The 19,739-nt window shown below is 69.7% G+C and carries 20 protein-coding genes and 3 tRNA genes; 13 read left to right on the top strand and 10 right to left on the bottom strand.

What is annotated here, in order from left to right:
- Position 1: 1 nt before the first annotated feature.
- Positions 2-74 (top strand) — tRNA-Arg (locus P5P86_RS16645).
- Between the two features lie 208 nt (positions 75-282).
- Entirely contained in the window at positions 283-1,419 is a 1,137-nt protein-coding gene (locus P5P86_RS16650) for a CDP-glycerol glycerophosphotransferase family protein (RefSeq protein ID WP_280611276.1), read from the top strand.
- 48 nt (positions 1,420-1,467) lie between these two features.
- On the opposite strand, the gene P5P86_RS16655 is transcribed toward P5P86_RS16650, so the two are convergent.
- From P5P86_RS16655 to P5P86_RS16690, 8 genes are all read right to left on the bottom strand, one after another.
- Complete coding sequence (locus tag P5P86_RS16655) at positions 1,468-2,022, bottom strand: isochorismatase family protein (RefSeq protein ID WP_280608570.1); 555 nt, start codon at positions 2,020-2,022, stop codon at positions 1,468-1,470.
- Positions 2,023-2,056: 34 nt separating this feature from the next.
- Positions 2,057-3,748: an MFS transporter gene (locus P5P86_RS16660; protein ID WP_280608571.1), complete on the bottom strand. Its 1,692-nt coding sequence runs from the start codon at positions 3,746-3,748 to the stop codon at positions 2,057-2,059.
- A complete protein-coding gene (locus P5P86_RS16665) occupies positions 3,745-4,188 on the bottom strand; it encodes a MarR family winged helix-turn-helix transcriptional regulator (protein ID WP_280608572.1) in 444 nt (147 codons plus the stop codon). The genes P5P86_RS16660 and P5P86_RS16665 overlap by 4 nt, the downstream gene beginning before the upstream one ends.
- Positions 4,189-4,194: 6 nt before the next feature.
- The gene (locus P5P86_RS16670; protein WP_280608573.1) at positions 4,195-5,019 is read right to left on the bottom strand and encodes an FAD:protein FMN transferase; all 825 of its coding nucleotides are present in this window, start codon (positions 5,017-5,019) and stop codon (positions 4,195-4,197) included.
- Positions 5,016-5,495: an FMN-binding protein gene (locus tag P5P86_RS16675; RefSeq protein ID WP_280608574.1), complete on the bottom strand. Its 480-nt coding sequence runs from the start codon at positions 5,493-5,495 to the stop codon at positions 5,016-5,018. Before P5P86_RS16675 ends, P5P86_RS16670 begins: the two co-directional genes overlap by 4 nt.
- Positions 5,496-5,500: 5 nt before the next feature.
- Positions 5,501-6,907: a ferredoxin reductase family protein gene (locus P5P86_RS16680; protein ID WP_280608575.1), complete on the bottom strand. Its 1,407-nt coding sequence runs from the start codon at positions 6,905-6,907 to the stop codon at positions 5,501-5,503.
- 68 nt (positions 6,908-6,975) lie between these two features.
- Complete coding sequence (locus tag P5P86_RS16685) at positions 6,976-7,980, bottom strand: adenosine deaminase (protein WP_280608576.1); 1,005 nt, start codon at positions 7,978-7,980, stop codon at positions 6,976-6,978.
- Positions 7,981-8,032: 52 nt separating this feature from the next.
- Complete coding sequence (locus P5P86_RS16690) at positions 8,033-8,764, bottom strand: DsbA family protein (RefSeq protein ID WP_280608577.1); 732 nt, start codon at positions 8,762-8,764, stop codon at positions 8,033-8,035.
- A gap of 144 nt (positions 8,765-8,908) precedes the next feature.
- Here P5P86_RS16690 and P5P86_RS16695 point away from each other — a divergent pair, with 144 nt between their 5' ends.
- The 9 genes from P5P86_RS16695 (at position 8,909) to P5P86_RS16735 (ending at position 15,746) form a co-directional block, all read left to right on the top strand.
- Complete coding sequence (locus P5P86_RS16695) at positions 8,909-9,868, top strand: DUF929 family protein (protein ID WP_280608578.1); 960 nt, start codon at positions 8,909-8,911, stop codon at positions 9,866-9,868.
- An 88-nt stretch (positions 9,869-9,956) separates the two neighbouring features.
- Positions 9,957-10,652, top strand: coding sequence for a vitamin K epoxide reductase family protein (locus P5P86_RS16700; RefSeq protein ID WP_280608579.1), 696 nt, complete (start codon positions 9,957-9,959; stop codon positions 10,650-10,652).
- A gap of 67 nt (positions 10,653-10,719) precedes the next feature.
- Positions 10,720-11,325 carry an oligoribonuclease gene (orn, locus tag P5P86_RS16705; protein ID WP_280611277.1) on the top strand — a complete coding sequence of 202 codons (606 nt, stop codon included), beginning with the start codon at positions 10,720-10,722 and terminating at the stop codon, positions 11,323-11,325.
- A gap of 45 nt (positions 11,326-11,370) precedes the next feature.
- Positions 11,371-11,446: transfer RNA gene (locus P5P86_RS16710), tRNA-His, on the top strand.
- A gap of 65 nt (positions 11,447-11,511) precedes the next feature.
- Positions 11,512-12,198 carry an MBL fold metallo-hydrolase gene (locus tag P5P86_RS16715; RefSeq protein WP_280608580.1) on the top strand — a complete coding sequence of 229 codons (687 nt, stop codon included), beginning with the start codon at positions 11,512-11,514 and terminating at the stop codon, positions 12,196-12,198.
- A gap of 14 nt (positions 12,199-12,212) precedes the next feature.
- Positions 12,213-12,722 carry a GNAT family N-acetyltransferase gene (locus P5P86_RS16720; RefSeq protein ID WP_280608581.1) on the top strand — a complete coding sequence of 170 codons (510 nt, stop codon included), beginning with the start codon at positions 12,213-12,215 and terminating at the stop codon, positions 12,720-12,722.
- A 30-nt stretch (positions 12,723-12,752) separates the two neighbouring features.
- Positions 12,753-14,318 (top strand): phytoene desaturase family protein, encoded by a 1,566-nt coding sequence (locus tag P5P86_RS16725; RefSeq protein ID WP_280608582.1) that lies wholly within the window; start codon positions 12,753-12,755, stop codon positions 14,316-14,318.
- A gap of 78 nt (positions 14,319-14,396) precedes the next feature.
- A tRNA-Lys gene (locus P5P86_RS16730) sits at positions 14,397-14,469 on the top strand.
- A 140-nt stretch (positions 14,470-14,609) separates the two neighbouring features.
- Positions 14,610-15,746 carry a DUF4062 domain-containing protein gene (locus P5P86_RS16735; protein ID WP_280608583.1) on the top strand — a complete coding sequence of 379 codons (1,137 nt, stop codon included), beginning with the start codon at positions 14,610-14,612 and terminating at the stop codon, positions 15,744-15,746.
- Between the two features lie 4 nt (positions 15,747-15,750).
- Here P5P86_RS16735 and P5P86_RS16740 read toward each other — a convergent pair whose 3' ends face one another.
- Together P5P86_RS16740 and P5P86_RS16745 are read right to left on the bottom strand one after the other, a co-directional pair.
- Complete coding sequence (locus tag P5P86_RS16740; protein WP_280608584.1) at positions 15,751-16,971, bottom strand: site-specific integrase; 1,221 nt, start codon at positions 16,969-16,971, stop codon at positions 15,751-15,753.
- Positions 16,972-17,186: 215 nt separating this feature from the next.
- A complete protein-coding gene (locus tag P5P86_RS16745; protein WP_280608585.1) occupies positions 17,187-17,738 on the bottom strand; it encodes a hypothetical protein in 552 nt (183 codons plus the stop codon).
- Positions 17,739-17,920: 182 nt separating this feature from the next.
- Here P5P86_RS16745 and P5P86_RS16750 point away from each other — a divergent pair, with 182 nt between their 5' ends.
- Positions 17,921-18,112 carry a helix-turn-helix domain-containing protein gene (locus tag P5P86_RS16750; RefSeq protein ID WP_280608586.1) on the top strand — a complete coding sequence of 64 codons (192 nt, stop codon included), beginning with the start codon at positions 17,921-17,923 and terminating at the stop codon, positions 18,110-18,112.
- Positions 18,113-18,122: 10 nt separating this feature from the next.
- Positions 18,123-19,619: a MarR family transcriptional regulator gene (locus P5P86_RS16755; RefSeq protein ID WP_280608587.1), complete on the top strand. Its 1,497-nt coding sequence runs from the start codon at positions 18,123-18,125 to the stop codon at positions 19,617-19,619.
- The last annotated feature ends 120 nt before the right edge of the window (positions 19,620-19,739 follow it).

The following is a 19,739-nucleotide window of genomic DNA, read 5'->3' on the forward strand; positions in this document are numbered from 1 at the left end:
GGCCCTCGTAGCTCAATGGATAGAGCATCCGGTTTCTACCCGGCTGGTTGCGGGTTCGACTCCTGCCGAGGGCGCTCGTGAGCGACAGCACCGCACCGGGTGGCGGGCCGGTCCCCGGAAGCGGCCGGCCCCCTGCGCGCGGCGTGCTGCGCCAGCGCGGCGCGACGGGCGGCTGACAGGTGCCGGCCGAGGGCGGCGACGCCACCCGGAAACATTGCGTTTACGCAGGTCAGACTGCATTTTTCAGGTCGGCTCCGCAGGCCGTATGATCCGTTGGTGACGATGCCGCGCCCCTCCGTGCTGAGCTACTTCTCCGACGACCCGACCCGGGTCTACCAGCTGCTGCAGTGGCTGCCGGTCCTGGAGATGCTCGACGAGAGCCATCCGGTGGCGATCGTGCTGCGGGATCTGGAGACGGCGGTCGTCGTGCGCGAGCGCACCGGGCTGCCCGTGTACGTCGCCGAGGAGCTCAACGAGCTGAGCGAGCTGTACGCCGAGCTCGACGCCAAGGTGGTCCTCTACTGCAACAACGGCGTGCGCAACTTCAACTCGCTGATCAACAACCGCATGCTGCACGTGCACATCAATCACGGCGAGAGCGACAAGCACTCGATGGTGAGCAACAACGCCAAGGCCTACGACCGTGTCTTCGTCGCCGGCGAGGCGGCGGTGCAGCGGCACCGGGGAGCCCTGATGGAGCTCGACGAGTCGAAGCTGATCCGGATCGGGCGACCGCAGCTGGACCTGCGGCCCGAGCCGATCCTGCCGGCCAGTGACCGCAGGACGGTGCTCTACGCGCCGACGTGGGAGGGCGACGCCGACTACAACTGCTACACCTCGGTCGACGTGTTCGGTCCCCGGATCGTCCGGGCGCTGCTTGCGGTGCCGGGCGTGCGGGTCGTCTACAAGCCGCACCCCAAGGTCACCACCAGCGAGGCACCGGCCATCGCCGAGGGGCACCGCGCGATCCTCGACGTCCTGGCGTGGGGTGCCACCCGCGACCCGGCGGCCGGCCACGTGGCCATCCCCGACGGCGACATCCTCGCGGTCTTCGCGCACTGCGATGCGATGGTCACCGACGTCTCCTCCGTCGGGCTGGACTGGCTCTACCTCCGCACCGACAAGCCGATCCTGATCACCGACCGGTGGGAGGACCGGGAGCGGCTGCGGACCGAGGCGCCGGTGAGCCGGGTGGCCGACGTCGTCGACTCCTCGAACCTCGCCGGCCTGGCCGAGCTGGTCGGCGCCCGGCTGGCGCACGACGAGCACCAGCTCGCCCGGACCGCGATGCGGCACCACTACTTCGACGACCTCGCCGTCGGTGACAGCACCCGCCGTTTCGTGGGAGCCGTCACCGAGCTGGTCGAGCTGCGCGACCGGCTGCTGGGGGCGCCGGGTGCGGTGGCGGTGACGGCCTGAGGGCTCGACGAGGAGTCCCTCTGTTCGCCGCGAGGCGTCACTCCGGTGCTACCCCAGCGCTGCCAGCACCTCATCGGTCGTCGTCGTCTCGGTGAACCGCGGCAGCACCCGGGTCAGCACGAAGTCGTGCACGTCGCGGTCCCGGTCGGCGACGGCGTCGGTCACCACCACCACGTTCAGGCCGCGGGCGTAGGCCTCCCGAGCGGTCTCCTCGACGCCGGAGCCGGTCGCGATGCCGGTCACGAACACCTGGGTGACGCCGCGCTCGGCGAGGTTCCGCTCCAGCGCCGTTGCGTGGAAGGCGCCGCGGGTGTGCTTGGTGACGACGAGATCGGAGTCCTGACGGTCGAGCTCCGGGGCGAACGCCAGCTGGTCCTGGGTCATCCGCATGCCGCCGCCGGCCGGGTTGGCGTCGCTTCGGCCGGCGGGCGAGGCATCCACGTTGACCAGGACGACCGTATGACCGGCCGCCCGGAACGCCGTGGCCAGCCGGGCCGAGCGGTCGAGGACCTCGGCCGTCCCCGGTACGCCGATGCCGACGATGGCCTGTTGCAGGTCGACGACGACCAGCGCGGCCTTGGGATCGATCGTGGTCAGGGGCATGAGGATCTCCGTTCGTAGGGGTGGAGGCAGTGGTTCAGTCCGGCAGCTGCACGGTGCGTCCGCCGCGCAGCAGTGAGGCGAGCGCGGAGACCAGCCCCAGCACCGCCCCGGTCACGAAGACGATGACCAGGCCGGTGTGGAACGGCCCGGCGATCAGCTGTGGGAAGAACGTGTGGCCGGTCAGCGCGGACCGCTGCGCCGCCGTGAGGTGGTCGAGCGCGCCGGTCGGCGCCAGCAGGTGCTGGATCGGGTTGACGCCCAGCAGGGTGGCGAACAGCGAGGAGACCGGTGGCAGCGAGCCGACCTGCTGCGCGGTGTCGGCCGAGACGCCGTGGGCGATGAGCCCGCTGGTCAGGGTGTGCGGCAGCCGGGCCGCCAGACCGGCGGTGAGCAGCGACATGAACACGCCGATGGACAGCGCCGTACCGGTGTTCTGGAAGGTGGCCCGCATGCCTGACGCGACCCCCCGGTAGGACGCGGGGACCGAGCTCATGATCGAGGAGGTGTTGGGGGCGGTGAACATGCCGTTGGCGATGCCGTTGAGGAAGATCAGGCTGGCGAAGAGCCAGTAGGGGAAGTCGATCGGCAGCGCGGCGAGCCCCAGGAAGGTCGCCGAGAACAGGATCATCCCGCCGGTGGCGATGCCTCGCGAGCCGAGCCGGTCCGAGAGCGTGCCGGCGATCGGGCCCGCCACCAGGAAGCCGACCGAGAGCGGCACCATGAAGATGCCAGCCCACAGCGGCGTCCGGGAGAAGTCGTAGCCGTGCAGCGGCAGCCATACGCCCTGCAGCCAGATGATCAGCACGAACTGCATGCCGCCGCGGGCGACGGAGGCGGCCAGGCCGGCGATGTTGCCGGCGGAGAACGCGCGGATCTTGAACAGGCCGAGGCGGAACATCGGCTCGGTGACCGCCCGCTCGATGGCGACGAAGGCGAACAGGAGCGCCGCTCCCCCGATCACCTCGGCCAGCACGACCGGATTGGTCCAGCCCATGGTGTGGTCGCGGTAGGGGTGCAGCGCCTGGGTGATCCCGATCAGGATCGCCGACAGTCCGCCGGCGAAGGTGAGGTTGCCCCACCAGTCGAAGCGCGGCCGGTCCGTACGGCGCACGGCCGTCTCCTGCAGCTTCGTGTAGGCCCAGACGGTGCCGTAGATGCCGACCGGGACGTTGACCCAGAAGACCGCTCGCCAGTCCCAGACCGCGAGCACCCCGCCGAGCGTCAGGCCGATGAACTGACCGGCCAGGCCCGCGACCTGGTTGACCCCCAGCGCGAAGCCACGGCGCTCGGCCGGGAACGCGTCGGTGAGGATCGCCGCGGAGTTGGCCATCAGCATCGAGCCGCCCAGCGCCTGGAGCACCCGCCAGCCGATCAGCCAGATCGCCGCACGCCCACCGGCGAAGGGGTCGAAGGAGAGCAGCACCGAGGCGATGGTGAAGACCAGGAAGCCCGCGTTGTAGATCTTCACCCGGCCGAACAGGTCACCGAGCCGGCCCACTGTCACCACCAGTACCGCCTGCACCAGGCGGTAGCCCATGATCATCCACAGCAGATAGCCGAAGTTGTGCGGGTCGAGCGGGTCGATGTGGATCCCGTCGAAGATCGCCGGCAGCGCGATCAGCACGATCGAGCCGTCCAGCGCACTCATGAAGACCGCCGCTGTCGTGTTCGCCAGCGCGATCCAGGGGTAGTTGCGCGACCGGGTCGGCTCCTGCACCGCCGTCACAGGTGCTCGGCCAACCGCTCCAGGGCGGGTACGGCGGCCCGCAACGTGGCGATCTCGTCGGCGTCCAGGTGCACCAGCGCGCCGGCGAGCTGCTCGGTGCGCACGGCGCGCTTGGCCGCGATCATCCGCTGACCCGCGTCGGTGACGGCGAGCAGGATGCGGCGGCCGTCGGCGGGATCGGCGGTGCGGCCGATCAGCCCGCGCTGCTCCAGACCGCCGAGCGTGGCGCTCATCGCCTGGGGACTGATCTGCTCGGCCTTGGCGAGGTCGGCGTTGGTCGCGGGCCCGGACCGGTCCAGCCGCACCAGCGCGGCGAGCTCGGGCAGCGTCGGCATCCCGTCGACGCCCTCGACGGGGCGCTGCCGGAGCCTGCGGCGCAGCAGGCTGACGCTCAGCGCGAGGCCGGAGGCGATCTCCTCGAGAGCTTCGTGATCAGTCACGGTTGATCAGTCTAGCCTGATGATCGGCGATGTCTGCGTCGCCGTGCCGAGCACCTCCCGCCGTCCGTCGGCCCAGACCACCACCGCCGTACGTCGCCGCCCGGCCAGCCACGACACCGCCTCCCCGTCGAGCGCGAACGCCGCCGTGGCGTCCAGATCCGCCTCGACGAGCTCGTCGGCGATCACCGTCACCGAGGCGACGAGGGTCGGCACCCGGCCGGTCCGGGCGTCGGTGATGTGCGCGCCGCGGTGCGCCAGTCCCGAGGTCGCCACCGCGCCGTTGTGCACCGGCACCACCGCCACCACCCGGGCGGGATCGTGCGGGTCCTCGACGCCAATCCGCCACGGCGCCGCACCCGGGTCGGCCGCACAGACCATGTCGCCCCCGGCGGAGAGGCAGAAGCCGGTCTCCTCCAGGTGCCGCAGCGGCCGGGCCGCCCGGGCGACCGCCCAGCCCTTGACCACGCCACTGGGATCGAGGTGCAGCTCCCCGTCACGCCCGCGACGGCGTACGTCGAAGGCGCCGGACGACTCCTGCCGCCAGCGCTCCCCCAGCGCGAGCACCTCGAGCACCTCCGGCGGGCACGCGACCAGGGAGATCTCGCCGCGGTCGAGGCGGGAGACGTGCGAGTCGGAGCGGTAGGTGGAGAACACCCGGTCGACGTCGCGCAACGTCGCCATCGCCTCGGCCCAGGCATCCCGGGCCGCGGCGTCGTCGGTGTGCCGACCGCGCAGGGCGAGGCTGACCGGCATCCCCATGACGTGGTCGACGTACCGGGTGACGGGGGCGGCCGTGGGGCTGCCCGTCGCGCTCCCGGCGGTGGCGTTCACAGGCCGGCCTTGTCCAGCGCGCTCTGCAGCGACTGGAGGTAGCCGTCGCTGGTGACGGTGGCGCCGCTGACCATGTCGATGTCGGCACTCTGCGCGGAGATGGTCTCCTGGATCAGCTGCGGCAGTGCGAAGGAGTTGATCTCCGCGTCGCGGCCGTTGCCGTCGGGATAGACCGGTACGGCGACATCGGTGATCTTGCCGCCGGCGATCGTGAGCTCGACCTGGACCGGCCCCCACTGGGTCTGCGCCTCGGAACCGGTGACGGTCGTCGATGCGGAGCTGCCCGAGTCCTCCGTGGTCGAGCCGGCGGCACCCGACGCGGAACCCGACGCGGAACCCGACGCGGCGCCCGGCGTCGGGTCGGCGATCGCGCTCAGCGGCGCCGAGCCGGCCGGACCCGAGGTGGAGGTGTGGTAGCCGAAGAGCAAGACCACCACGGTGACCGTCGCGAGGAACCAGAAGACGATCCGGTTCACGCCCCTCACCATCCGAACGCCTCCTCGTGCCACTGCTCCCGCGGGAGGCCGGCCTGCTCGGCCGCCTGCCGCACCGCGGCCGTCCAGGCCGGCGGTCCGCACACGTAGACGTCACGCTGCACGAGGTCGGGGATCCAGCCGAGCAGCACCTGCGCGTCGTCGTAGCCGTCGTAGCCCTCGCCCACCCAGGAGCCGGCGCTGCGCCGGGCGCCCGGCATCGCTACCAGGTTGAGCCCGCGCCGCTCGCGCAGGACGCCCAGCTCGCCGGCGAAGAGCTGGTGGCTGCGGTAGCGCTGCAGCAGGACCGCCTCCCCCGGCGCGTAGCCCAGTCCCTCCGCCAGCGCACGCAGCGGCGCCAGCCCGACGCCTGCCCCGATGAGGGCGACCTTGCGCTGGGTGCGGGCACGCGGCGTCAGCCGGCCGTACGGACCCTCGACGAGCACCCGCTGGCCGGGCCGGAGCGCACCGACCGACGCGCTGCCGTCCCCGTCGCTCTGCACGGTGATCCGCAGCGTCCGGCCGTCCGGCGCCGCCGAGAGCGAGAACGGGTTGGCCCGTGTCCAACCCTCGCGGTCCAGGAATCGCCAGGTGAAGTACTGCCCCGGTTCGGCGCGCAGCCGGTCGAGCCGACGACCGATCAGGTGGACCGAGACCACGCCCGGCCCCTCGGGGAAGATCGCCGCCACCCGCAGGCCGTGCCGGTAGTTGCGGAGCAGCGGCAGCGCGACGCGGAAGACGACCACGGTGGCGGCGACGGCTGCCCACGCCGCCCACCACACGTACGTCGCCCGCGGGCTCGCCAGGAACTCCTGACCCGTCCACAGCTGGTGCGGCAGTGCCAGACCCGCGCCGAGGTAGCCGTAGAGGTGCAGCAGGTGCCAGGACTCGTAGCGCAGCCGGCGGCGCGCGACGCGCAGGGAGGTCAGCACCACCATCACCAGCAGCAGCGTGCCGGCGACCGCCAGCAGCATCCCCGGGTCGTGCCAGGTCAGGTCCCAGAAGGTGGCGGGGGTCGAGCCCAGCCTGCCCGCGGCGTACCCCCAGGTGATCAGGACGACGTGGACGACGATCAGGTCGAAGGAGGTCAGGCCGACGATCCGGTGGATCCGCACCAGCCGGTCCTGGCCGTAGGCGCGTTCGAGCAGCGGCACGCGGGCCATCAGCAGCACCTGCACGAGCAGCAGCGCCGAGCCGACCAGCCCGCTGAGCCGGCCCAGCGACAGCAACGCGTCGGTCAGGGAGGAGCCGAGGTCCTGGAAGCCGCCACCGGCCGCCCACCAGTACGCGACCAGCAGCACGCCCAGCCACAGCACGGAGACCAGCGCGGTCCGCACCAGCGCGTCCCGGCGTGCGAGCCTGCCGAACGCCGGCGACAGGCTCGGTGCGGGGACCGAGGGGATCACTGCTGCCATGCGACGAGCATGCGCCCCCAACCTGACGCTTGCCGGGGACTTTCTTGAGGAACGGGTGAGAGTCGCTCTCAGCCGAGGTGGGCGTCGATCTCCGCGAGCACCCGCTGGCGCACGTCGGCCGGCGCGAACGAGGCGCGTACGGCGGCGCGCGCCAGCTCGGCGACTCCGGCCTCGTCCAGGCCCAGCAGCTCGGCGGCGATCGCGTACTCCCGACCCAGGGTGGTGCCGAACATCGGCGGGTCGTCGGAGTTGATCGTGACGGTGACACCGGCTTCGACGAACGCCTTGAGCGGGTGCTCGGCGAGGGTGGCCACGGCTCGGGTGGCGATGTTGGAGGACGGGCAGACCTCGAGCGGGATGCCCGTCTCGGCCAGGTGCGCCAGAAGGGCCGGGTCCTGTGCGGCGGAGGTGCCGTGTCCGATCCGCTCGGCGTGCAGCAGGGTGAGGGCGTCCCAGATCGTCTGCGGCCCGGTGGTCTCGCCGGCGTGGGGCACGCAGTGCAGTCCCGCCGCCCGGGCGCGATCGAAGTGCGGCGCGAACTGCGGGCGGGGAACGCCGATCTCGGGGCCACCGAGGCCGAAGCCGACGAGGGCGTCGGTGCGGTGCTCGAGGGCGTAGCCGAGGGTCGCGTCGGCGGCCGGGACGCCGAGCTCACCGGGGATGTCGTAGATCCAGCGCAGCACCACCCCGAAGTCGCGCAGCGCCGCCACGCGGGCGTCCTCGATCGCCTCGGTGTAGGCCTCGATCGGAACGCCCGCCAGCACCGAGGTGTACGGCGTGCACGTCAGCTCGGCGTAGCGCACCTGCTGGCCCTGCGCCAGCTCGCGGCCGATCTCGTAGGTGAGGTAGCGGATGTCCTCCGGCGTACGGATGAGGTCGACGACCGCGAGGTAGACCTCGATGAAGTGCGCGAAGTCGCGGAAGGTGAAGAAGCCGCGCAGCTCCTCCAGGTCGCTCGGCACGCCCGCAGCGGGGTGGCGGGCGGCGAGCTCGGCGACGATCCGCGGCGAGGCCGACCCGACGTGGTGGACGTGCAGCTCGGCCTTGGGCAGCCCGGCGATGAAGTCCTTCATGCGATCACCTCGACGTGGGAGCTCGATGGGAACGGGACGTGCGAGGGGCGCATCAGGAGACGGCCTTGATCAGGTTGGCGGCCAGCTCGGGGACGGTGTCGCCGTCCTGGAACTGCCGGCCGTCGAGCAGGATCGTGGGCGTGCCCTCGACGTGCGCCTTCTGCGCGGCCCTGGTCGCCCCGTCGGTCCAGGCCTTCTGCGAGCTGGTGTCCTCGATGCCGGCGCGGACCGCGCTCTCCTCGGCGCCGGCCTTGACGGCGAGGTCCACGAGCTCGCTCACCTTCGGGAACGGGCCGGACTCCTCGGGCTGGTTCTCGTAGAGCAGGTCGTGGAACCTCTTGGCGACGTCCGGGCCGGACGTCGTCAGCACCACGGCGAAGGCATTGAGCGCCTGACCGGAGTAGTCGGGCGAGAGCAGCCGGAACGGCCGGTACTGCAGGTAGACCTTGCCGTCGGCCGCCAGTTGGGCGAGCTTGTCCCGCGAGGCGAGCTCGAGCTGGTCGCAGAACGGACAGAGGAAGTCCTCGTAGATGACGATCGTGTGGGGTGCGCTCGGGTTGCCGACGCTGAGGCTGTAGGTCGCGTTGTCGCTGCTGGTCGCGGCGTCGGTGTCGACCTTGCCGTCGCCCCCGTTGCTCAACCCGATGACCACGCAGACAGCGACGATCGCGATCAGTGCCAGCACCAGGGCGCTCACCTTCACCACGACGCCGCGGCGTTCCCGGCGACGGGCCTCCTCGGCGAGACGGGCGGCGGCAGCGGCGCGTTCGTCGCGCTTGGACATGGTCGGGCCTCACTCGTACGTCGGAGCTGGGTGCGTCGACCGTGATCCTGCCACGATCGGCTCCCCCGCCCGCCGGCAGGATCGGCAGGCTCCGCGAGGCGCTCTCTCAACCTGCTCTCATCGTGGCGATCTACCATGCGAAGCATGACCGGCAAGGCCAAGAAGGAACCGCAGGGCGCCACGCCCGCTCCCGACCAGACCCCGAGCAGGAACGCGGCCAAGGCGGCGCGGCGCGAGGCCATGCGCGCCCAGATGCTGCGCGACCAGGCCAAGGCCCGCCGGACCGCGCGCCTGAAGACGACCGGCGTGGTGGCGATCGTGGTGGTCATCGTCGTCGCCGTGGGTGTCGGCATCGGGCTGAGCATCGGCGGTGGTGGTGGCGGCAAGGGCTCCGCCTCGACCGCCCTGGACTCCTCGGTGGAGAAGGCGATCACCGGGGTGTCCGGTGACGTCATCGACGCCGTCGGTGCCGGCGGCGGCGTCAGCATCTCCAAGCCGGTCGCCCTGAGCGGTGCTCCCGCGCTGACCAGCGACGGCAAGCCACGCGTGCTCTACGTGGGCGCCGAGTACTGCCCGTACTGTGCCGCGCAGCGCTGGGCCGTGGTCAACGCGCTGTCCCGCTTCGGCACGTTCACCCACCTCGGCCAGACCACCTCCTCGGCCAGCGACATCGACCCGAGCACGGCGACGCTGAGCTTCCATGGCGCCACCTACACCAGCGACTACCTCTCCTTCACCGGCGTCGAGCAGACCACCAACCAGCCCGACGGCAACGGGGGCTACAAGCCGCTGGACAGCCTCAGCGCCGCCGACCAGAAGATCCTGGACACCTACGACACCAAGCAGTACGTCGGCAGCGACGGCGGCATCCCCTTCATCGACTACGGCGGGAAGTACGCCTCCTCCGGCGCCAGCTACGACCCGGCCACGCTCCAGGGGCTCAGCCACGCCGACATCGCCAAGGACCTCTCAGACCCCAGCAGCACCGTCACCAAGTCGATCGTGGGCACCGCCAACGTCATCACCGCGACGCTGTGCAAGCTCACCGACCAGAAGCCGGCCAACGTGTGCACGGCGGCCGGGGTCAAGGCAGCCGCCTCCTGACACGGATCGGTGGCCACGAGGGCCGCCGGCCAGCGAAGATGGGGTGAGGATGCGCGGACCTGTCCGCCGACGAAGGAGCAGCAGCACGGTGTCACACCACGCCGAATCACACCTCGAGCCGCCCGTCGAGCCCGAGGCCGATGCCGACGAGGAGACCTGGCGGGCGTATCTGCTGGCCTCGGAGGAGTTCGAGCGTCGCCACGCCGGCGAGGGCCGTGTGCTGCGCTGGTGGTTGCTGGTCGGCGGTCTGATCGGCCTGTACGCCGCTGCCAGCCTCGTGCTGGACAAGCTCTCCTACTACGAGCAGCTCGCGACCGGCCACGCCCCGTCGCTCTCGTGCAACTTCAACCCCATCATCGGCTGCGGCCAGGTCATCAACACGCCGCAGGCCTCCATCTTCTGGAGCCTGCCGAACCCGGTCATCGGCGTGATCGCGTGGCCGGTCGTCGCTGCCCTCGGGGTTCTGCTGATCTCGGGGGTGACCCTGCGGGCCTGGCACTGGGTGGCCCTCGAGCTCGGTGTCATCGGCGGGATCGTGATGGTGAGCTGGCTGCAGTTCCAGACGATCTTCCACATCAACGCGCTGTGCCCGTGGTGCATGGTGACGTGGGCGGTCATGATCCCCACGTTCTGGGCCGTCACCGCCCGGAACCTGCGCCGGTGGGCCTACGACAACGCGGTGGCCAAGCTGGTCTATGAGGTGACGCCGGTCTGGATCGTGCTGCACTTCCTCGTGCTCGCCGGGATCATCTACGCCCACTTCGGCAGCCGGCTCTGGGCCTGACCCGGTCCGGACTAAGGTGCTCTCCGTGTCCACCACCTCTGACCGACTCGTCTGGATCGACTGCGAGATGACCGGCCTCTCCCTGGAGGCCGACGCCCTGATCGAGGTCGCCGCGCTCGTCACCGACTACGAACTCAACGTGCTCGGCGAGGGCGTCGACATCGTGATCAAGCCACCGGCCGAGGCGCTGGCGCAGATGGACGACTTCGTCCGGACGATGCACACCAACTCGGCCCTGCTCCCCGAGCTCGAGCACGGCGTCACGCTCGCCGAGGCCGAGGAGCGTGTGCTCGCCTACGTGCGCGAGCAGTGCGGCGCCGACGCGCGACCGCCCCTGGCCGGCAACACGGTGGGCACCGACCGGGCGTTCCTGGCCCGCGACATGCCGACGCTGGAGGGGTGGCTGCACTACCGCAACGTCGACGTCTCCACCATCAAGGAGCTGTCCCGGCGCTGGTTCCCCCGGGCGTACTTCCAGGCGCCGGCCAAGCGCGGCAACCACCGAGCCCTGGCCGACATCCAGGAGTCGATCGAGGAGCTGCGCTACTACCGGGAGGCGGTCTTCCTGCCGCCGCCCGGCCTGGACAGCGAGGCGGCCAAGGCGATCGCCCAGCGGCACGGCGGATCGATCACCGGCCTGCGGGACGACACCGATTCCACAACCGGGAACTGATTCCCCTATAGTTCCGGTCGTGCCGGACCTCGGTCGGCGCGCATGGTGGGCGTAGCTCAGCTGGTAGAGCATCGCGTTGTGGTCGCGAGGGTCGCGGGTTCAAGCCCCGTCGCTCACCCCATGGAGAACGGCTCCCGACCTGCACCGACAGGTCGGGAGCCGTTTCACATGCCGTAGGTTGGGCTCGTGACCAGCGTCCGGCGCCTGCTGCTCGGCACGTTCGTGCGACCGGCCGCCGAGACGGGCACCGGGGCGCCCCGCGTCGAGGCCGTGTACGGCTACCTCGTGCGTCATCGCGACGGCCTGCTGCTGCTCGACACGGGGATCGGGCGCGGTGAGGAGGAGACCGAGCAGTGGTACCGGCCGCGCCGCGTAGGGCTGCGGGAGGCGCTCGCCGGCGCCGGGGTCGAGGTCTCGGAGCTGGCCCTGGTCCTCAACTGCCACCTGCACTTCGACCACTGCGGCGGGAACCCGCTGCTGGGCGGGACACCGATCCTGGCCCAGCGCACGGAGCTGTCCGCCGCTCGGGCGGGTGACTACACCTTCACCGAGCTGATCGACCACGCCGGCAGCAACTACCAGGCGCTCGACGGCGAGGCCGAGCCGCTGGCCGGCGTCCACGTCATCCCGACCCCCGGTCACGTCGCGGGCCACCAGTCGGTGGTCGTCGTCTCGCCGGACGGCACAGTGGTACTGGCCGGCCAGTCCCACGACACCGCCTCGTCCTGGAGCGCCGATGTGCTCGCGGCGACCGCTGTCGGTCTGGGCCACGACGAGCCCCTGCCGGCACCGCCGCTCTGGATGGAGCGCGTGCTCGCCTTCGACCCGCGTCGGGTCGTCTTCGCCCACGACGCGGCGGTCTGGGAGGCATGACTAGGGTTCTCGCCATGCCCGCCGCGATCAGCTTCCACACCGTCGATCCGACCGCGCCCCTCGCCGCGGCCGCGATGGCGGCGTACTTCGCCGAGCTCGACGACCGCTTCCCCGGCGGCTTCGACGCGAGCGGCCAGAGCACCAAGGACGCCGAGCTGCTCGGGCCGCCCGGCGGTGCGTTCGTGGTGGTGCTGCCACAGGGGCACTCCCCCGAGGAGGTCGGGGCGAGAGCCGTCGCGTGCGGTGGCGTGCAGACGATCGAGGCCGACATCCGGTACGGCGAGATCAAGCGGATGTGGGTCGACACCGCCTGGCGGGGCACCGGCGTCGGCTCGCGGCTGTTGCGACACCTGGAGTCGGTGGCCGCCGGGCTGGGTCACCACGTGGTGCGGCTCGACACCAACGACACCCTGGTCGAGGCGATCGGGATGTACCGCCGGGCGGGCTACCGCGAGATCGAGCGCTACAACGACAACCCCTACGCCCGGCACTTCTTCGAGAAGCAGCTCGCGCTGTCGGTCTAGTGCCAGGTTCCTCCCCCTAGGGTGGTGGGCGTGCGCAGTCACTACGACGTGGTGGTGGTCGGCGGAGGCCACAACGGCCTGACCGCCGCCGCCTATCTCGCCCGGTCCGGCCTGCAGGTGCTCGTCCTGGAGCGGCTCGACCACGTCGGCGGGGCCGCCGTCTCAGCGCGGGCCTTCCCCGGCCGGGAGGCACGGCTCTCCCGCTACAGCTACCTGGTCTCGCTGCTGCCCGACCGGATCGTCGGCGAGCTCGGCCTGGATCTGCGACTGGAGTCGCGCCCGATCGCGTCGTACACGCCGGTGAGCCGGGGTGGCAGCGCGACCGGGTTGTTGGTCGAGCGGCCGGAGGGCCCGGCCACCGCGGCGTCGTTCCGCGCCCTGACGGGTTCGGGAAGCGAGTACGACGCCTGGCGCGCGTTCTATGCCGAGGTGGCGGCCCTCGCGGAGGTCGTCGCACCGACCCTGACCGAGCCGCTGCCCACCGATCGCTTCGTGCACGAGCGCGTCCCGGAGGAGATCTGGAGCGATCTGGTCGAGCGGCCCATCGGCGAGGCGATCGAGCGGCGCTTCGCCGACCCGACGGTGCGCGGCGTGGTGGCGACCGATGCGCTGATCGGCACCTTCGCCTCGCTGCACGACCCCTCGCTGGTGCAGAACCGCTGCTTCCTCTACCACCTCATCGGCAACGGCACCGGCGAGTGGCGGGTGCCCGTCGGCGGGATGGGCTCGGTGACGGACGCGCTGGCCCGTGCCGCCGTCGATGCCGGCGCCGAGCTCCTCACCCGTGCCGGCGTACGGCGGATCCGCGCCGCCGAGGGCGGTGCCGAGGTCACCTGGGACGACGACCACGGCTCGCACACCGTGGGGGCCTCGGTGGTGCTGGCGAACGTCGCGCCCTGGGTGCTGCGGATCCTGCTCGGCGAGCCCGAGGACCCGGCCACCAAGCCGGTCGGCGCCCAGCTGAAGGTCAACCTGCTGCTCGACCGGCTCCCCCGGCTGCGCTCGGGCGAGGACCCGCGCGTCGCCTTCGCCGGCACCCTGCACCTGAGCGAGGACTATCCCGACCTGGAGCGGGCGTACGCCGAGGCCGCCGCCGGGTCGATGCCCTCGCGCCTACCCGGTGAGGTCTACTGCCACTCCCTGACCGACCCCTCGATCCTCGGCACCGACGTGCCGGCGGGGACCCACACCCTCACCTACTTCGGGCTGCACACGCCGGCCACGCTCTTCGACGCCGATCCCGAGGCCGCCAAGGCCGAGGCGATCAAGCGCGCGTTGGGCTCGCTGGACGAGCACCTGCTGGATCCGATCGCCTCGGTGGTGGCGCGCGACGGCGACGGCCGGCCCTGCATCGAGGCCAAGATCCCCCAGGACATCGAGGCGGAGGTGGCGATGCCCGGTGGCCATATCTTCCACGGGCACCTCGAATGGCCGTGGGCGCCGTACCGGACGCGGTTGGAGACGCCGGCGCAGCGGTGGGGCGTGCAGACCGACGTCGCCAGCGTGCTGCTGTGCGGCTCGGGGGCGCGCCGCGGCGGTGCGGTCTCCGGGATCGGCGGCCACAACGCCGCCCAGGCGGTCCTCGAGGGGCGCTGAGCCCTCGATTTCGCACCCTCCGACCCCGCTGGTAGTGTTCTTCTCGCTGAAGCGAACGCACGGCGGACGCAAGGCGATGCGCCATTAGCTCAATTGGCAGAGCAGCTGACTCTTAATCAGCGGGTTGTAGGTTCAAGTCCTACATGGCGTACAGATCAGGCCCCTGACCTGCGGAAACGCGGGTCGGGGGCTGACTTCATTGCAAGGTTTCCCCAAAAACCCCCCGAATTCGGCGGACGCGTACCCCCCGAAGTCGTCCCCTGCGAGCGACGCTCGCGCTACCGTCTGGACGTGGCAGTCGAGCGTCGCGAACAAGTCTTCGTCAGTTCCACGTACCTTGATCTGCAGGAGGAGCGGCAAGCTGTCATCCAGACGCTCCTGGAGGCTGACTGCCTCCCCGCCGGCATGGAACTATTCCCGGCTTCGGACTCTGACAAGTGGGACCTGATCCGTGCTGTGATCGATGACAGCGATTACTACGTCGTGGTGGTCGGAGGTCGCTACGGCTCGTTGGACGACGACGGGTTGAGCTTCACGGAGAAGGAGTTCGACTACGCAGTCGAGACCAAGACGCCAGTCATGGGATTCATACACAGCGACGCCGGAGCGATCGCGGCTGGCAAGACGGACCTTGAGCCTGAGCTACGCAAGAAGCTCGAGGCGTTCCGCACCAAGGTCGAACAGCGAATGGTGAAGTACTGGACGTCGCCCGAGGAGCTTGCCGGCGCGGTAGCCGTTAGTTTGATCAAGACTCGCAAGTCGCACCCTGCGATCGGCTGGGTCCGCGGCGACAATGCCATGTCGCCTGAGGTTGAAACTGAGATCGCTCAACTGCGAGAGCGCGTGGCGACGCTCACCCAGCAACTTCAAGCTCGGGAGCAAGGCGTCACCGACGAGGACGTATCTGGCTTTGCCCAAGGGTCAGACGTCTACCGCATGCCCGTGCGCATCGCGTATTGGAACAAGGACGAGGCGGTTGTCGCCTCAAGTCGTAAGTTCCTCGACACTCGCCTGCCCACGACCTGGGATGGCGTGTTTGCGCAGGTCGCTCCTCTGCTCATGGTCGAGGCATCCGAGCAGTCAATCGGCATGGCGCTCCGACGCCATGCCGCGGCGGTGCTACCAGAGCATGGTAGCGGTCTCCCGTTCCCCGAAGGCGCCGGCAAGTTCCGCCGTGATCCAGCGATCCAGGAAGAAGCCCGCACCGAGACGATCGTTCAGCTCTTTGCGCTTGGCCTCATTCAGGAATCCGAGAAGCGGCACCCAGTCACTGACCGCGACACGTACTGGTCCCTGACGGAGCGCGGACGCGCGCATCTCACTCGACTGACGGCACTCCGCAAAGGGCAAGCGGAACCACTGGATAAGGACGCTGAGGACGACGCTCTCGGTGACGAAGAGGCGACCGCAGTGGACACTCTGCGTTGATTCGCTAGAGCACTTCAGCCGCCCGAGAACCGCCCGCCCTGCGGCCCAAGTAAACACTCGCAGTCATCGCGGGATTAGCGTGCCCGAGCTGGTCCGCGGCCTCGGCGACCGAGAGTCCAGCTGCGTCCATGAGACTCGCGACCGTGCGCCGCAGGCTATGCGACGTCGCCCACGGCAGATCGGCTGCATCGAGCAACTTTCGGACCTCCTTGTTGAGGTTATCCTTGTCCCAGGGGCGATGCGAGTCCCGGTTGATGCCGGCGGGACGGCCCGGCGAGGGGAAGACAAGGCCTTCACTTCCAAGCACTTTCGCACGTGCGAGCAGGCGGCTCGAGAGCCACTCAGGAAGCGTTAGGACGCGGTCCGCACTCGCGGTCTTCGTGCCGCGAACGTGCACGGTCCCTCGCTCGAAGTCGACATCTGTCCACTGGAGGCAGAGCCGAGCCTCCCCGATGCGGACGCCTGTGCCGGCCATGAAGGCGATCAGATCGGCAATGTCCATGCGGTCGCGGCCAGCCCGCTCGTCGGCGTCGGCGACAGCCATCAGGTGCGCTCGCTCGTCCTTCGTCAGCGCGCGCCGAGTGTCGCGGACACGCTCACTCTTCGCGCTACTGGCCTTCGCCGGTCGAACATCCTTCGCCGCATTGTGCGGCAATACGTCGTAGCGGACAGCCAGTGCCAGAACACCTGACAAGACCTTGCGCGCGGCCCTGGCGGCCCCCTCGCCGTGAGCATCAGCAACGCCTTGGAGGTAGCCCTCGATGATCGAAACCCGGTTGACCTCGCGCAGCGTCAGACCCTTGATCGAGTAGGCCTTCGCTACGCGCGCAAGGTCTTCGTCCTTGAACGCACCCTCGAGATAGGTGGCAACGTTCGCGGCGTACTGCCGCTTCGTTCCATCCGCCAGCTCGCTGCGGTCCACCTGCTCAAGCCACACCTTCGCTGCTGCGAGGACCGTCATGTCGGCGCGTAACTTGTTGTTCTGGGTGACGTGTTGGCGATCGGCCAGCTTCAGCCTGAGGGCATGCTCGGCCTTCGCCTTGGTGGCGCCGAACGCCTCGACGTCACGAGACACCCCATCGCGATCGCGGAATTTCGTGCGCGCCCGCCAGCGCTCTGGGCGCTGACCCGCCTCGGAGCGAGTCCATCGGCCCGCGGCGTCCTTCACCTGGCCAGTGAGCGCGATCTTGCCAAACGTGCCCAGCGCCGTTCTCGGTCGTGCCATGTCGAAATCCTAGGCCGTAATAGGGGGATTGATATGTAGGTCCCGAGCGGGAACCACCAAGCGGTCCTGCTCGTACGACTCGACGTCCGCGACGCGGTAGATCACGCGGCTACCGATGCGCAAGTAAGCAGGCCCGCGGCCCGCCGAGCGCATGTTTGCGAGGTGGCCGACGGTCACCTGCCATCGCTCCGCAAGTTGCTCAGTCGTCAGGTGAATCACTTCGTCTCCTCTTCCGGCAGTACGAACCAGCCGTCGCCTCGATCAACTAGCAGCCCCATCTCACGAGCTCGCCGAAGGCGAGCCGCAATGGTGTGAACACTCAAGCCGGTCATGCCCGCGAGGTGCGGGATCGGCTGGCCAGGGTTCCGCGAGGCGGCCCGCGCATAGGCACGAGCAAATGCTCGCCAGTCGTCATCGGTCACCATCCGCCTAGGCAGGGTGTAGACGGCCCGGTCGTCGAGATCCCGATGCGCGAGCGCATCAGCCCGCATGCGACGCAACACCTTGCGGGCGTCGCCGAGCGGGACCGACCTCAAGACAGCAGCAGTGATGCCGCCAGTCGACTCCGCCGCCTCGACGGACGCCTGAAACCCCTCCTCCGACATGTCCAGCGCGACGGAGAGTTCTTGGGGTCCTTCGAATGGTGCGTCGACCTGCGCCCGCGCGGTGACGACCCACCCACCTACCTCGTAACTGACCCACAACCAGGGCTCATCGAAGCCCGAGCCGGCACGTCGAGCCGAGTCTTCCGCGTCCGATAGAGCCACGACACGCACTATACCTGATGCACTTGGCATATGCCAGATGATTCGTGTAATATCGAACTGACGCGGTTACGAACAGACCCGATGCGCCTCGCTCGATCACCGCTCGATTCCAGCTAGTTCATCCGCACGCCCAGCCGCAGTCGGCTGAGGCGGGAATCGAGGCGCGCATGACATCACCAAGCATGGAGCCGTTCGTCGGCACCGCTGAAGTGACAGCCTTTCTCGGCAGAGACCGCAACTGGCTCTACGCCAACCAAGACAAGCTCGGCATCCCGCGCTACCGCCTCGGAGGCGGCTGGCGCTACCGGCTCAGCGAGATCGAGCGTTGGGCCGAAGGCCACCGTTCGGGCATCACGGAGACGCTCAGTGCCTGACGCGCATGACATGGCGTTGGCGTTCGCGGAGGCGATCGCCAAGAACGGACGCGCTCTGCGCATCGACGCCCAGAACCGCCCGGTCGCCTGGACGGACATCGCCACCGCCGTTCGCGACGGCGGCGCCTACGCCGTCGAGCCTCGTCAGGGCATCGTCGCCCTCGATCTCGATAGCGACGCCGACTGGGCCTGGGCCCAGCGCGTGCGCGCCGCACTGCCCGACGCCTTCCGCGTCGTGCTGACGCATTCTGGGCGCCGTGGACACGGCCACCTGTGGATCATCGGCGCACCCGGCTGGGGCCATCAGCACATCAAGTCCCTCATCGCCTCACACGCTGAAGGCGATCGGCGACAGGTTCGCAGCAATGCCACCCGGCCACCGCTGAGTCCGCACCGAAGCGAGGACGCCCGAGCCGAGCTGGTCGAGCCCGACCCGACTACAGCCCTCGAGTGGTTCAAGTCAGCCATGCCTCGCGCATTGGACGAAGACACGATGCGGCTGCTGACGACGCGGGATCTAGAAGACCTCAGGAGGCACCACCGCAAGCCGGCGCGAGGCGTCACGCTCTACACCGTCGCATGTGCTGCTGTGCACGCGCGATGGACCTTCGATGACTTCAGGTCCACGCTGGAGGCTAGCCACGGGGTGGCTGTCGACAAGTACCGCGAGCAGCCGGCCGAGAGCCGCCTGGCGTACGCCGAAAAGCTCTGGACTGACGCGGCAGCCTGGGTGCGGGAGAACCCGCCGACGCCGTCGGCGAAGCTCGCACGGGCGATGCTCGCTGACCTGGGCCGCCGAATCAGCGACCACGCATGGACCGCGCGAACCGGCACGACCGATCGAGCGGTATACACCGCGCTCATCGAAATCGCTACGGAAGCCGCTCGAATCGATCCCACCGCCAGCGTTCGGCAGTTGGCCGACCGCAGCGGAGTGGGCAAGAACGCCGCCTGCACGGCCCTTAGCCGCTTGACCAATATGGGCTTGATCGAGCGCCCGAAGCAGCGAAGCGCTGCCCCGGGGAGGGCGACCGCCGTGCGGCTCGTCGCTCCTCTCACGACCGCAGAAGGTTACGTTCCTGGAGACACTAGTAGTTCTCTTAAGGGGGTCCGAGAACTATTAATGTCCCCCTCTACCGACACTCTCGGTGATCTGTTCACCAACGGATCAGGACTGGGTCTCCCCTGCCGCGAGACGTGGGAAGCCCTCTCGGACGAGTTCACGAAGACGCGCGAGGTTCTCGCTCGACGCGGCCACACCACGATCCGCACGCTTCGCGGTCATCTGAACCGCCTGGAGCAAGCCGGCCTCGCCGAGCGCAGCGGCCAGACCTGGCGGCGCATCGTCCCCAGCGACGAGGCCGCCGAACGCCTCGCACGCCTGCTAGGCGTGATGGGCAAACGCCACCGTCGGGCGGAGCTGCACGAGCGCGAGCGGACTGCCTATCAACAGCTCTTCGTCGCCGAATTCGCGGACAGCGACCCCGAAGCCTCATGGGCGTCCTGATCTCGCAGCTTTAGGCGGGAGTTCACACACTCCCCCATTCGTGGCCTGACCAGCCATTTTGCACTAATTCGATCGACATTCCAGGGGGCCCTTCGCAGGGCTGCCCCAGGGGGTCGGCCC

The organism is Nocardioides sp. BP30, from assembly GCF_029873215.1.
In the GTDB taxonomy this organism is placed as follows: Bacteria; Actinomycetota; Actinomycetes; order Propionibacteriales; family Nocardioidaceae; genus Nocardioides.

Coding starts and splice junctions, on each gene's coding strand:
- P5P86_RS16650 (WP_280611276.1), top strand. CDS start 283: ATGCCGCGCCCCTCCGTGCTGAGCTACTTCTCCGACGACCCGACCCGG.
- P5P86_RS16655 (WP_280608570.1), bottom strand. CDS start 2,022: ATGCCCCTGACCACGATCGATCCCAAGGCCGCGCTGGTCGTCGTCGAC.
- P5P86_RS16680 (WP_280608575.1), bottom strand. CDS start 6,907: ATGGCAGCAGTGATCCCCTCGGTCCCCGCACCGAGCCTGTCGCCGGCG.
- P5P86_RS16685 (WP_280608576.1), bottom strand. CDS start 7,980: ATGAAGGACTTCATCGCCGGGCTGCCCAAGGCCGAGCTGCACGTCCAC.
- P5P86_RS16690 (WP_280608577.1), bottom strand. CDS start 8,764: ATGTCCAAGCGCGACGAACGCGCCGCTGCCGCCGCCCGTCTCGCCGAG.
- P5P86_RS16695 (WP_280608578.1), top strand. CDS start 8,909: ATGACCGGCAAGGCCAAGAAGGAACCGCAGGGCGCCACGCCCGCTCCC.
- orn (WP_280611277.1), top strand. CDS start 10,720: ATGACCGGCCTCTCCCTGGAGGCCGACGCCCTGATCGAGGTCGCCGCG.
- P5P86_RS16720 (WP_280608581.1), top strand. CDS start 12,213: ATGCCCGCCGCGATCAGCTTCCACACCGTCGATCCGACCGCGCCCCTC.
- P5P86_RS16740 (WP_280608584.1), bottom strand. CDS start 16,971: ATGGCACGACCGAGAACGGCGCTGGGCACGTTTGGCAAGATCGCGCTC.
- P5P86_RS16750 (WP_280608586.1), top strand. CDS start 17,921: ATGGAGCCGTTCGTCGGCACCGCTGAAGTGACAGCCTTTCTCGGCAGA.
- P5P86_RS16755 (WP_280608587.1), top strand. CDS start 18,123: ATGGCGTTGGCGTTCGCGGAGGCGATCGCCAAGAACGGACGCGCTCTG.